11 protein-coding genes are annotated in these 13182 nt (G+C 40.4%); 10 read left to right on the forward strand and 1 reads right to left on the reverse strand.

Going from position 1 to position 13182, the window contains the following annotated elements:
- Window positions 1-90 precede the first annotated feature (90 nt).
- Window positions 91-3831, reverse strand: coding sequence for a phosphoribosylformylglycinamidine synthase (locus FNLLGLLA_RS01770; protein WP_174892195.1), 3741 nt, complete (start codon window positions 3829-3831; stop codon window positions 91-93).
- Window positions 3832-4098: 267 nt separating this feature from the next.
- On the opposite strand from FNLLGLLA_RS01770, the gene FNLLGLLA_RS01775 reads away from it, so the two are divergent.
- From FNLLGLLA_RS01775 to purH, 10 genes are all read left to right on the forward strand, one after another.
- The gene (locus FNLLGLLA_RS01775) at window positions 4099-5004 is read left to right on the forward strand and encodes a LysR family transcriptional regulator (protein ID WP_012863926.1); all 906 of its coding nucleotides are present in this window, start codon (window positions 4099-4101) and stop codon (window positions 5002-5004) included.
- Window positions 5005-5258: 254 nt separating this feature from the next.
- Window positions 5259-5834, forward strand: a complete 576-nt coding sequence (locus FNLLGLLA_RS01780) for a xanthine phosphoribosyltransferase (protein WP_004693737.1) — start codon at window positions 5259-5261, stop codon at window positions 5832-5834.
- A gap of 27 nt (window positions 5835-5861) precedes the next feature.
- Window positions 5862-6308 carry a hypothetical protein gene (locus FNLLGLLA_RS01785; protein WP_012863927.1) on the forward strand — a complete coding sequence of 149 codons (447 nt, stop codon included), beginning with the start codon at window positions 5862-5864 and terminating at the stop codon, window positions 6306-6308.
- A gap of 11 nt (window positions 6309-6319) precedes the next feature.
- Window positions 6320-6760, forward strand: a complete 441-nt coding sequence (locus tag FNLLGLLA_RS01790; protein WP_004693734.1) for a hypothetical protein — start codon at window positions 6320-6322, stop codon at window positions 6758-6760.
- A 433-nt stretch (window positions 6761-7193) separates the two neighbouring features.
- A complete protein-coding gene (gene purE / locus FNLLGLLA_RS01795; protein ID WP_156697151.1) occupies window positions 7194-7685 on the forward strand; it encodes a 5-(carboxyamino)imidazole ribonucleotide mutase in 492 nt (163 codons plus the stop codon).
- 119 nt (window positions 7686-7804) lie between these two features.
- Window positions 7805-8533: a phosphoribosylaminoimidazolesuccinocarboxamide synthase gene (gene purC, locus FNLLGLLA_RS01800; protein WP_004693728.1), complete on the forward strand. Its 729-nt coding sequence runs from the start codon at window positions 7805-7807 to the stop codon at window positions 8531-8533.
- Window positions 8534-8544: 11 nt separating this feature from the next.
- Entirely contained in the window at window positions 8545-9963 is a 1419-nt protein-coding gene (purF, locus tag FNLLGLLA_RS01805) for an amidophosphoribosyltransferase (protein WP_156697152.1), read from the forward strand.
- On the forward strand, window positions 9950-11011 hold the full coding sequence (gene purM / locus FNLLGLLA_RS01810) for a phosphoribosylformylglycinamidine cyclo-ligase (protein WP_156697153.1): 1062 nt from the start codon (window positions 9950-9952) through the stop codon (window positions 11009-11011). Before purF ends, purM begins: the two co-directional genes overlap by 14 nt.
- Window positions 11004-11627, forward strand: coding sequence for a phosphoribosylglycinamide formyltransferase (gene purN, locus FNLLGLLA_RS01815; RefSeq protein WP_155086392.1), 624 nt, complete (start codon window positions 11004-11006; stop codon window positions 11625-11627). Before purM ends, purN begins: the two co-directional genes overlap by 8 nt.
- A gap of 24 nt (window positions 11628-11651) precedes the next feature.
- On the forward strand, window positions 11652-13181 hold the full coding sequence (purH, locus tag FNLLGLLA_RS01820; RefSeq protein WP_156697154.1) for a bifunctional phosphoribosylaminoimidazolecarboxamide formyltransferase/IMP cyclohydrolase: 1530 nt from the start codon (window positions 11652-11654) through the stop codon (window positions 13179-13181).
- Window position 13182: the final 1 nt, after the last annotated feature.

The following is a 13182-nucleotide window of genomic DNA, read 5'->3' on the forward strand; positions in this document are numbered from 1 at the left end:
ATTTATAATACTAATATTTTCGAAAAAAATCAATATTGAAAAAGCCTACTTGAAGAAGTAGGCTTTCACAAGAAAGTTCATAGTAATCAATTATTTGAAGTATTTTACACCAGATGTAAAAATTGGCATTTCTAGTTGTCCAGGAATATTTTTGCTAATGCCTGCACCACAGCGTTCGGAGTGTGCCATTTTGCCGAATACGCGACCATCAGGGCTATAAATACCTTCGATAGCGGCTACAGATTGATTTGGATTGAAGCGACTATCCATGGAGGCAATACCATCAAAGTCTACATATTGTGTAGCGATTTGGCCAGTTTTATTGAACTCCAACACTTGTTGAGGAGAAGCAATAAATCGACCTTCGCCGTGGGAAATTGGTACCGTGTAAATTTCACCTGCCTTGGCATCGCTCATCCACGGAGATTTAGTGGAAATAACTTTCGTGTTGACCATGCGAGACAAGTGACGACCAATGGTATTGTATGTCAATGTAGGATGATCTGCAGTTAACGTTTCAATATGTCCACCAGGTAATAAGCCTAACTTGATGAGCGCTTGGAAGCCGTTACAAATACCTAATACAAGGCCATCTTGTTTGTACAAGAGGTTTTCTAAACCTTCTGCAAGGTATGGGTTGCGGAAGAGGGTGGCTATGAATTTACCAGAACCATCTGGCTCATCACCAGCACTGAAACCTCCTGGGAACATAAGAATTTGAGACTCTGCTAATTTAGCTTTGATTACGTCGATAGATTCTTTTAATTGTTCTGGAGTTTGGTTGCGGATAAGCACGATATCTGTTTCTGCACCAGCCCGTTCAAAGGCGCGAGCAGAGTCAAATTCGCAGTTTGTGCCAGGGAATACTGGAATAAGAACTTTTGGTTTGGCACCTAGGGAGGCGCTGCGAGGTTTAGCGTGTTGATCATGAATATAAGCGACTGCTTCACCAAAGCCGTTTGGTGCGTACATTGGGAAGATATCGTTTAGAGGTGCTTCATAGGCCGCTTGTACTTCTTTGAGCGATACGGATTGACCTTCCCATTCGATAACAGGTGTGGCTTGGGTTACGCCGATAACTTTCACATCAGGTAATTCTAAAAGATAATTAACAGCCGTAATATCTACTTCAACGATGAAGGAACCAAGAGCTGGTTGGAAGATACCACGTTCAGCGTATTTATCGAATTTAACACCAATATTGTTGCCAAGGGCCATTTTAGTGACTGCTTCAGGAATGCCGCCTTGATCAACTACATAGGCAGAGTAAACGCGACCTTTTTCAATTTGTTCTTGTAGTGTATCGCAGTTTTCTTTGAATCGATCCCAATCAGGGGTGTCATCGTATGTACGAGGTACATCGAAGAATACGAGGCGGTGATCCACGCCTTTAAGGTCTTGGCTCACGATATTATCTACATGAGCTGTACCAACCGCAAAGGATACGAGGGTAGGGGGAACGGTAAGATCCATAAATGTACCGCTCATAGAGTCCTTGCCGCCGATAGCGCCGATTTCAAGTTCTTTTTGTGCTTTATAAGCACCAAGTAAAGCTGCTACTGGCTTACCCCAAGATTCTTTAGAGTTGAGGCGTTCAAAATATTCTTGTAATGTTAAGTATGCGTCTTCTCGGCGACCGCCAAGAGCTACTAATTTTGCTACAGATAAAAGTACTGCATATTGCGCACCATGATAAGGGCTCCATGCAGATAACTCAGGCACAAAACCATGAGTCATAATACTAGCCGTTGTAGTTTCACCGTTTAGAACCGGTAATTTAGCAACCATGCCTTGGGTAGGCGTTTTTTGGAATTTGCCACCGAATGGCATGAGGACTGTATTGGCGCCCACAGTGCTGTCAAAGCGTTCTGCTAAGCCTTGTTGGGATGCTGCATTTAAATCGGATACGGCTGCGAGCCATTTTTCCTTGAAGTTATCTGCACTAGCTGAACCACGTAAGAAGTAGGATCGATCTGTAGGAGCTTTTACGATAGCTTCTTGTTGTTGATTGGCACCATTTGTATTTAAAAAGTCGCGGCTAATATCTACAATTGCTTCGCCATTCCAGTTCATAACAAGGCGATTTGTATCAGTTACCTCTGCCACAACTGTACACTCCAAGTTTTCTTCGTCGCAGTATGCTTTGAATGCCTCTACATCAGAAGCATCGATGACACAGGCCATGCGCTCTTGGGATTCAGAGATGGCTAACTCTGTACCATCGAGGCCAGCATATTTTTTAGGGACTAAGTCGAGATTGATTGATACACCATCAGTTAGTTCACCGATAGCGACAGATACACCACCTGCACCGAAGTCATTACAACGTTTGATAAGTGTCGTTACTTCGCCACGACGGAATAAACGTTGGATTTTGCGCTCTGTAAGAGCATTGCCTTTTTGGACTTCTGCACCGCATGTGGATAGAGATTCAACGGTATGTTCTTTAGAGGAACCTGTAGCGCCACCACAGCCATCACGGCCAGTTTTACCACCTAGCAATACTACCACATCGCCTGCAACTGGTACCTCACGGCGAACTTGGTTGCGAGGTGCAGCACCGATAACTGCGCCGATTTCCATGCGCTTTGCTACGTAGCCAGGATGGTAATATTCTTTTACTTCACCTGTAGCAAGGCCGATTTGGTTGCCGTAAGAGGAGTAACCACGAGCTGCTTCTTGGGTAATCTTTCTTTGTGGTAATTTGCCTTCCAATGTATCTTCAAGTCTTGTATGTGGATCGCCAGAGCCTGTGATGCGCATAGCTTGGTATACATAGGCGCGACCGCTCAATGGGTCGCGAATGCAACCACCTAAGCAGGTAGCTGCGCCACCAAATGGCTCGATTTCAGTAGGGTGGTTATGGGTTTCGTTTTTGAATAGTAACAACCATTCTTCAGTCTTGCCATTTACATCGACAGGGACGATGATTGTACATGCATTGATTTCATCAGATTCATCGAGATTTGTAAGTCCTCCAGCGTGGCGCAATTCTTTTACAGCCAATGTAGCCATGTCCATGAGGGAGCGAGCTTTTTTCTTAGTCGTGTAGAGCTCAGCACGGCCTTCCATATATTCTTCGAGGGCTTCCTTTATAGAGCCTGTAAAGCGACTGTCTTCAATAGTGATATCCGTCAATTCTGTCATAAAGGTAGTGTGACGGCAGTGGTCAGACCAATATGTATCAAAGAGGCGAATTTCTGTAATCGTAGGATCGCGGTGCTCCACCTCTGCGTATTGTTGTCTAATCATTTGAAGGTCTGCCAATGTCATAGCAAGGCTATAGTTCTTGATGAGAGCTTCTAAATCATCATCGCTCATCGTAGTAAATCCATCGATTGTTGCCACCGGTTTTGGATCTTCTAAATCGAGAGCTAAGGTGTTTGGCACGTCAAGGCTCGCTTCGCGGGAATCAACAGGGTTAATGTAGTAGGCCTTGATGGTATTTTCTTGTTCTTTTGTAAAGGTGCCTTCGATAGCATATACGCGAGCACAACGCACGATGTGGCCGGATGTGAGGGTGAGCATAGAAATACATTGCTCTGCACTATCAGCACGTTGATCGTATTGACCTGGCACATATTCAACAGCAAATACAAAGCCTTGTACATTTGGAATTTTTTCTAATACAGTATCTACAGGAGGTTCAGAAAAAATTAAATTTTTAGCAGACTCTAGATCTTTTGCATCTAAATTTTCGATGTCGTATCGCTCATAGATTGTCACATCTGTAGCAGGCATAGATAATTCCTGTTGTAAGGTTTGTAACATGCGTTGCGCTTCTAGGTTGAAAGATTCTCGTTTTGTTACGAATAATCGTTGTATAGCCATTGTAGCCTCCTGTAATGTATATAATTCCCTATGGGATATTGACAAATTAAGTATAGTCGGTCTAGACTTATAAGTAAAGATAATCTTACTAATGAAAAGATTAGAAATACTAATAAATATGAAAAGTTCATGAAGGTCATAAGACCTAACTTTCATGAAGATTTCTACATATTCATTATATATTGAGAGTCTATAGTTATAATAGAGTAATGATATGTATATTTAAAAGTAAGACGTTACTATTAGTATATAACAGAGGTGAATAAAATGGCAGTATCTGCAGATTTATATAGAACCTTTTTAGGGGTAGGCTTATATTTATCTTTTTCCCGTGCCGCAAAAGAATTAGGCGTGTCCCAATCCGCCATTAGTCAAAGTATTAAACAATTAGAAGGGGAACTTAATATGCCCCTCTTCGTGCGTACTACAAAATCTGTAGGGTTCACGCCAGAAGGCAAAGAGTTGTTTGATACGGTAGCTAAAGCTTTCTCCATTCTTGATAATGGAGTTACCCAATTACAAGAACGTGTTAGCCAAGCTTATGAAAGTTTAAATTTGGCTGCCACAGATACTTTGTGTCGCCATTTCTTATTGCCTTATTTCCATAAATGGCAATTACAAGAAAGTGAAATTGGCTTACATATTATCAATCGTCCGTCTCCTGATTGTGTAGAATTGGTACTCAATAAAGAGGCGCAATTAGCTGTGGTTAATGATTATGAGGGATTGAGAGATAATCCTCAGTTAGAGGTAACTACGCTAGCTACAATTCAAGACGTCTTTGTTGGCGGTCCTGACTATAAAGGGGCGGGATTCTTTGATCAAGGGCGCCTTCTTAACGAGCCTATCTTGCTCTTGCATAAAGGCTCTGCTAGTCGTACATTCTTTGACGATGTGACTCATGGCGCTTGTCGTAAGCCTCGCTTTGAATTAGGTAGCGTCGATGTATTACTAGACCTTGTAGAAATCAATATGGGTATTTCCATGTTGCCTAATCATGTGGTGCAACAAAAAATGCAAGAAGGGACGATTGTGCGCATCGATACAGATATTCCGGTACCAACACGGGACATTGTGCTTGTGCGCTCACGCTTGGTTCCTCAATCTGAAGGGGCTGCGAGATTTACTTCCTTGCTAGTTAATCGTGAAAGTACTCGAGATAAAATTTTATAAGAAAAAGGCATGTTTAAAGACATACTTTAGGAAACTTTCTTAAAGTGTGTCTTTTTATATATTAGTGTAAGTTTTGCCGTGCTATATTATATTCTTATAAAGCAGTTGAGTTATATAATTCATATACAAAATATTTAAGTCATATTTGCAATGACATTTATGGGTTATATTATAAGACTTTTACTAGATATAGGTTGACCCTAAGGGGTTGTTTACGTTAAAATTTAAAGATAGTTATGCGGAGGTATGAGCACATGGAATTATTAAAAGAACGCATTCGTGAAGAAGGGATTGTCCTCAATAATCGGGTGCTAAAAGTAGATGGTTTCTTAAACCATCAAATCGATCCACAATTGTTTAAGGCAATTGGTAAAGAAATCGCGGATCGTTACCGTGATGCAGGTGTACAACGTATTGTTACCATCGAAGCATCTGGCATTGCGTTGGCGTTGATGGCCGCGCTTGAACTGGACGTGCCATTGGTATTTGCGCGTAAGAAAAAATCCATCCTTATGGTAGATGATGTATATCATAGTGTTGTGTACTCTTATACAAAAGAAGAGAATTATGATATCACTATTTCTAAAAAATTCTTGCCAGCTGGTGAAAAAGTGTTGATTATTGATGACTTCTTGGCATCTGGCGAGGCTGCTATGGGCCTTGCTAAATTGGTTCAAGACGCAGGTGATGAAGTGGTAGGAATGGCGATTGCTATCGAGAAATCCTTCCAACCTGGTCGTGAACGCCTCGAAAATGCGGGCTACCGTGTAGAGTCTTTAGTTCGCATTAAAGAATTCAAAGATAATGGTTGTGTGTTTATCGAAGACTAATTAGTCTGATTATTGTTTGAGGGAATTATGAATAAAAAAGCAGAAAAATTCGACTTACTCGTTGCTGATCTTAACAAAGGCGGCAACACTTGGTTTACTAAGGAAGAAATGACAGACGATCTTAATACAGTTGTATATCATGGTCGTTTAGATGTTCATGACCATAGCCTACCTGTGTTCATCGTTGTAGACGACTCCGCATTCACTTATGCACGCATTGCTATCACAACAACATCTATTGATGAAAAAGTGATTCCTGCCGTGTTGAAAGAGCTTAACACGTTAAATCAAGATTATAAAGTGTCAAAATATTATGTGAGCGTTGAAGATAATAATATTTATATGGATGTGTCTATGCCATGTTTAAATGAACAATTTGATCCTACCGTAGTAGTAAATCTTTTGCTCGAAGTAATTCAACCGCATTTAGATGCTGTACATAAAGATATTCTTAAAGTAGCTGGTTTAGCTTAATAGAGGTTGTTATGAATCCTAAATCCTTATTATTTGATAAGTTCTTGAAAGAAGAAGAAATCATATCTTTTGAACGCAAGGATTTTGATGATGAAGACGGTACAGTAGTATATCGTTCTTATATCAAGTCTCCTTTATGGGATATGCCTTTATTCGTCATTCTCGATAACAGTATTTATAGTGTAGTTCGTTTAGTGTTAGGCCCTGAAAAGGTAACAGCACAAAATATGAATGCCTTGAATGCATTAATTAATCGTGACAATGCGACATATAAAAATTACAAACTATATATTGATGAACAAGATTCTAGCCTATACTTGGATTGCGTATATATGTGTGGTGATGATGCGTTCGAGCCTGCATTGATGTATGCGTTGATGTCTTCTATCGTAGATTATATTCCAGAATCTGTAGGTGAATTGAAGGCTGCCTTTGAAAGTGGTACTCACTAATCAATAATAGATACAAGTTAAGTGATCTAATGTTCGGAATTATGAAAAGAGGATAACCTGTTTATAAATGGGTTATCCTCTTTTTGTATGGATAAGAAAAAACATATAAATATTTTAATTGATAGAGTAAGTTTGTGTTATTATAAGATTGAAAAGGCAGTATTTTATTTTACAGATTTATTTAAAATTATTTTATATGATGCAATCTATATTTTTATAATAGTTCGGAATATAACGAATGATAAAAATATTTAATAAAAAAATATTCGAAAATAGTATTGATTTTGTAAATGTTAGGTGTTACAATTTGAGTACAAGAAGGAGGTAGCACCGTGAACTATGCAAATCAACAAACTCAAAGCAAGTCTACGGAGGCTATTTGCGCGTATTTGTCCCAGTCTGTTTTGGCTGGGCTTTTTTATTAGGAGGATCTATGAAGGTCGGTATTATCATGGGCAGCAAGTCTGACCTAGACACAATGAAAAAGGCATCTGCCGTACTTGATGAATTCAAAATCCCTTATGAAATGGTTATTGCCTCAGCTCATCGTACCCCAGAGGCTGTGAAGAACTTTGTCACACGACTTGAAGATGAAGGGGCTATCGCTTTTATTGCTGGTGCTGGCGCGGCGGCTCATTTACCTGGTGTGGTGGCGAGCTTCACTACATTACCTGTTATCGGCATTCCTCTTAATGCAACGGCTCTAAAAGGCATTGATTCTTTGCTTGCTATCGTTCAAATGCCATCTGGTATGCCTGTAGCAACTATGGCTGTAGATGGTGCTAAAAATGCAGCGCTCTTTGCAGTACAAATTGGAGCAGCTTTCAATAAAGACCTGAAAGAACAATATCAACTATATCGTAAAGATATGGCTGAAAAAGTCTTAGCAGACAATGCAGAATTACAAGGTGCTATTCATATTTAATCATGTAAATCATCGGCGATTAAATATTGGTTAAGAAAAACAGTTTATTTAGATATCTATTACATAGTTTGTATCATTAATTAGTTTGTATCATTAATTTATGATAAAGGAGAAAGATCATGGCTAACATCGATTTGGAAAAATTAACATTATTGTACGAAGGCAAAGCAAAACAAGTATATGCAACAGATAACAAAGATGAGTACATCGTTCATTACAAAGATGATGCCACTGCATTTAATGGCGAGAAACATGATACCATTCTTGGAAAAGGTGTTTTGAACAATAAAATTTCCTCTTTCTTCTTTGAATTGTTGAAAAAAGAAGGCGTACCAACTCATTTCGTTCGTCGTGAAGATGATCGCAACCAAACAGTACTTGCATTGAAAATAGTTCCTCTTGAAGTTATTGTTCGTAATATTGCGGCTGGCTCTATGGCTAAACGCTTTGGCATTGAAGAAGGAACTCCACTTAAACATCCAATCCTTGAATTCTGCTACAAAAATGATGAATTAGGCGATCCATTTGCCAATGAATCCCAAATCACAGCACTTGGTTGGGCTACTCAAGAACAACTTGATGTAATTTCTACAATTACTTTAAAGGTAAATGATATATTGAAGAAATTTTTGGCTACTAAAAATGTGACCCTTGTAGATTTCAAGGTAGAATTTGGTACCCATAATGGTGAAGTTTTATTGGGTGATGAAATTTCTCCTGATACATGCCGTTTCTGGGATGCTACAACTGGTGAAAAACTTGACAAAGACCGTTTCCGTCGAGATCTTGGTAATATTGAAGAAGCATATAAGGAAATGTTATTCCGTCTTACAGGTGAGCGTGCCTAATAGGGGGGAAGATGAACTACGATTCTGTTTTTGACAAATGGCACGAAGAGTGTGGTGTATTCGGCATCTATGATAGGACCGTTGATGTAGCACGCTATGTATATTGGGGGCTATTTGCTCTCCAACATCGTGGTCAAGAAAGTGCGGGCATTGCTGTTACCGATGGTCATGATGTAGAACTGAAAAAAGGCATGGGCTTGTTGACCGAGGCTATCAAAGAATTACCAGCATTGCCAAGCTATATGGGGACTGGCCATGTGCGATACTCTACGACAGGGTCTAATAATCCGCGTAATATTCAACCTTTGGTTATTCACTACCAAGGTGGTCAAATTGCGGTGGCTCACAATGGAAACTTAACGAATGCCTTATCTATTCGAAAACGTCTTGAAGCCGATGGTTCCATCTTTCAAACGACGATGGATTCTGAGGTTATCGTGAACTTGATAGCCCGTTCTAAAGCAGAAACACAAGCGGAACGGATTGCCGATGCGGCGCGTCAAATTGAAGGGGCGTTCTCTTTAGTCATTACTACGAACGACTCTTTAGTAGGTGTACGAGACCCTCAAGGATTTAGACCACTTTGTTTAGGTAAAACTGAAAATGGTTATGTGCTCTCTAGTGAAAGCTGTGCTTTTGATGCGATTAAGGCAGAGTTTATTCGTCATATAGATCCTGGTGAAATGGTTATCATCGATGACTCTGGTGTGCGTAGTACTATGTATGCGGAACCAGAAAAAATCGACAAAAAACTTTGCGTCTTTGAATACATCTATTTTGCACGTGGCGATAGTCATATCGATGGTCAATCCGTATATCAATCTCGGCTAAATATGGGCCGCGAACTATATAACGAAACTAAGTATGATGCAGACATCGTAATGTCCATTCCAGATTCCGGTACAACAGCTGCATTAGGTTATGCTCGTGCATCGGGTATCCCTTTTGCGGAAGGTTTAGTTAAGAACCGTTATAGCGGCCGTACCTTTATTAAACCAAATCAAGAGGAACGAGAATTAGCTGTTCGTATGAAGCTAAATGCATTGCCACATATTGTTGGAGGCAAGCGTATCGTCCTTATTGATGATTCTATTGTGCGCGGTACTACGAGTGGTATCATTGTGAAAATGCTAAAAGAGGCTGGTGCTAAAGAGATTTATATGTGTATTAGTTCTCCAACTATTGAGTATTCCTGTCACTATGGCATTGATACATCAGTGCGTAAAGAACTTATAGCAGCTACTCATACAATGGATGAAATTAGAGATTTTATCAAGGCTGATAAATTACATTACTTGTCTCGTGAAGGCCTATGTCGTGCTGTATCCGATGTAAAGCCAGATGATTTATGTTTTGCATGTTTCAATGGTGATTATAGTGTAGCGGTTCCTGCGGACCAAGAGGAAGGGGTCAAATATGTGCTCGAATAAAACTAGTTTAACTTATCGCGATGCAGGTGTTGATATCGATGCAGGCAACCGTGCCGTAGAACTGATGAAAGAATCTGTTAAACGCACTTATACACCGGGTGTTGTTGGTGATTTAGGTGGTTTTGGGGGACTCTATTCCTTAGCTGGTCATGCTATGTCTGATCCTATGCTCGTATCTGGTACAGATGGTGTGGGCACCAAATTACGTCTCGCTATTATGATGGATAAACATGATACTATCGGTCAAGACTGTGTAGCTATGAGTGTTAATGATATCCTTGTACAAGGTGCTACACCTTTATTCTTCCTTGATTATATTGCGGTTGGCAAACTAGAGCCTGTAAAAGTGGCAGATATCGTACGCGGTGTAGCTGAGGCGTGCGAAGAATCAGGCTGCGCCTTACTAGGCGGTGAAACTGCTGAGATGGCAGGCTTCTACGATGATGAGGATTATGATATAGCTGGTTTTGCCGTTGGTATCGTAGATCGGTCTAAATTGATTACTGGTGAAAGTATCAAGGCAGGAGACGTTATTCTTGGGTTACCATCTTCTGGGGTTCATTCTAATGGTTTCTCGTTAGTTCGTAAAATTGTATTTGATCACAAGGGTTTCTCCATTGATCAAAATATTCCTGAATTTGGCAAAACACTGGGAGAAGAATTATTAACGCCAACGCGCTTATACCCTAAAGCTGTATTACCGTTGATTAAAGAAGATTTAATTAAAGGTATGGTTCATATTACGGGCGGCGGTTTCTATGAAAATATTCCTCGCGTCTTACCTACGGGAGTAACGGCAGAAATCGATTGTGATACATGGCCTCGCCTTCCAGTTTTTGAAAAGCTACAAGAATGGGGCAATGTAGATTGGCATGAAATGTACCGTACTTTTAACATGGGCATTGGCATGATCCTCATAGTGGACGCTGCGGATGTGGATCGAGTAAAGGCAAATCTTGAAAGTCGTAATGAAGCGGTTTATGAAATTGGTCATATCGTTAAAGGCGAAGGTCCAGTTGTTGTAAAAGGGGCGGTATTTAATGACTAGTTCCGTAGTTAAAAAACGTCTAGCTCTATTCGCAAGCGGTAGAGGCTCCAATGGGGAAGCCCTCTATAAAGCCATGCAAGAAGGATATATAAATGGTGAGTTTGTAGTTATCATTACAGATCACGGTGATGCAGGGATTGTTGAACGTTCTAAACCTTGGAATATCCCACTCATTGTCATCGAGCGTAGCGACTATGATTCTAAAGCTAGCTTTGAACAAGCCCAGTTAGATGCGTTAGAGCCCTATAAGATAGATGGTATCGTTTTGGCTGGATATATGCGCATTGTAGGGGCTCAATTGATTGAGCACTATGAGCATAGAATTTTAAATATCCATCCTGCCTTGTTGCCATCCTTTCCGGGACTACATGGACATCAACAAGCTATTGATGCGGGAGTAAAGGTAACCGGTTGTACGGTACACTTTGTTGATGCCGGAATGGATACGGGGCCTATCATTATGCAGAATACGGTTCCTTTATTACCGGAGGATACAGAGGATATCCTGAGTGATAGATTATTGCCTATTGAACATAAAACATATAAAGAGGCATTACGACTATTTTGTGAGGATAAGCTCACTATAAAAGGTCGTGTTGTATATATTGAAGATTGATGTGTAAGCAAAGGAAGACGTTAGATGATTAAAAATGCATTACTTAGTGTTTCTGATAAAACAGGTATTGTAGATTTTGCGAAAGGTTTAGTTGATTTAGGGGTAACCATTTATTCCACAGGTGGGACCCTTAAAGTCATAACCGAAGCAGGTATTCCGGCAAAATCGGTAGAGTCTTTGACTGATTTTCCTGAAATGATGGATGGCCGCGTAAAGACATTACATCCTAAGGTGCATGGTGGCATTTTGGCGATCCGTGATAATGTGGAGCATCAACAAGCTATGGCAGAACATGGTATTGAACCAATCGACCTTGTTGTAGTCAATCTTTACCCGTTCCGCGAAACCATTGCAAAACCTAATGTATCCTTAGAAGAGGCCATCGAAAATATCGATATTGGTGGTCCTACGATGGTTCGTTCTGCAGCAAAGAATCATGCCTTTGTGGGCATCGTAGTAAATCCAAATCATTACGATGAAATCATTACGATGCTCAAGGATCAAGGTGAATTGACTAAAGAATATCGCTTTGGACTTGCCAAAGAAGCCTTTGCTCATACAGCGGCTTACGATGTAGCCATCGCTAATTATATGAGTGGAATTTTGAATGAAGGCCCTACACCTCCAGAATATTTGAGTGCCTATGAGAAGGTAACAGATCTTAGATATGGCGAAAATCCGCATCAACAAGCCGCATTCTATAAAGAAATTGGTACAGCTCATGGCATGGGGGCCTTGAAACAATTACATGGCAAAGAGCTTTCCTATAACAATATTGTAGACATGGAAGCGGCATGGAATATGGTATGGGAGTTTACTGAGCCAGCTGCATGTATTATTAAGCATACGAACCCATGTGGTGCCGCTACTGCAGCTACATTACATGATGCCTATGTAAATGCTTACGAAGCTGATTCCGTATCCGCCTTTGGTGGCATCGTAGCCTTAAACCGTGAAGTAGATGCAAGTACAGCGGAGGAAATGAGCAAAATTTTCTTAGAAGTTATTATGGCACCTGCTTTCACAAAAGAAGCATTAGAAATCCTTGAAGCTAAGAAGAATATTCGCCTCATTGAACTATCTAAGCCGGAATCTGGCCAAGTGACAGTGAAAAAGGTGTCTGGTGGTTTATTAGTGCAAACAGAAGACGATATCCTAGAAGACCGCGTTAATTATAAAGTTGTTACGAAGATACAACCGACAGAGGAACAATGGAAAGCTCTTGAATTTGCATGGAAACTCGTAAAACATGTAAAATCCAATGCGATTTTGATTTCTAATGAAAAGCGTACTCTTGGAGTTGGGGCCGGTCAAATGAATCGCGTAGGTTCTGCAAAAATTGCTCTTGAACAAGCCGGGGAAGCCGCTAAAGGCGCTGTATTAGCATCCGATGCATTCTTCCCATTTGGAGATACCGTAGAAACAGCGGCAAAGCATGGCATTGCAGCTATTATTCAACCAGGTGGCTCTATTCGCGACGAAGAGTCCATCAAAGCGGCTGATGAAGCGGGCATCGCTATGGTATTTACAAACATTCGTCACTTTAAACATTAAC

Origin of the sequence: Veillonella parvula (assembly GCF_902810435.1) — a bacterium.
GTDB lineage: Bacteria > Bacillota > Negativicutes > Veillonellales > Veillonellaceae > Veillonella.

What these genes read in the sequence shown, in the direction of transcription:
- FNLLGLLA_RS01770 (WP_174892195.1), bottom strand. Translation starts at nt 3,831, where the DNA reads ATGGCTATACAACGATTATTCGTAACAAAACGAGAATCTTTCAACCTA.
- FNLLGLLA_RS01775 (WP_012863926.1), top strand. Translation starts at nt 4,099, where the DNA reads ATGGCAGTATCTGCAGATTTATATAGAACCTTTTTAGGGGTAGGCTTA.
- FNLLGLLA_RS01780 (WP_004693737.1), top strand. Translation starts at nt 5,259, where the DNA reads ATGGAATTATTAAAAGAACGCATTCGTGAAGAAGGGATTGTCCTCAAT.
- FNLLGLLA_RS01785 (WP_012863927.1), top strand. Translation starts at nt 5,862, where the DNA reads ATGAATAAAAAAGCAGAAAAATTCGACTTACTCGTTGCTGATCTTAAC.
- FNLLGLLA_RS01790 (WP_004693734.1), top strand. Translation starts at nt 6,320, where the DNA reads ATGAATCCTAAATCCTTATTATTTGATAAGTTCTTGAAAGAAGAAGAA.
- purE (WP_156697151.1), top strand. Translation starts at nt 7,194, where the DNA reads ATGAAGGTCGGTATTATCATGGGCAGCAAGTCTGACCTAGACACAATG.
- purC (WP_004693728.1), top strand. Translation starts at nt 7,805, where the DNA reads ATGGCTAACATCGATTTGGAAAAATTAACATTATTGTACGAAGGCAAA.
- purF (WP_156697152.1), top strand. Translation starts at nt 8,545, where the DNA reads ATGAACTACGATTCTGTTTTTGACAAATGGCACGAAGAGTGTGGTGTA.
- purM (WP_156697153.1), top strand. Translation starts at nt 9,950, where the DNA reads ATGTGCTCGAATAAAACTAGTTTAACTTATCGCGATGCAGGTGTTGAT.
- purN (WP_155086392.1), top strand. Translation starts at nt 11,004, where the DNA reads ATGACTAGTTCCGTAGTTAAAAAACGTCTAGCTCTATTCGCAAGCGGT.
- purH (WP_156697154.1), top strand. Translation starts at nt 11,652, where the DNA reads ATGATTAAAAATGCATTACTTAGTGTTTCTGATAAAACAGGTATTGTA.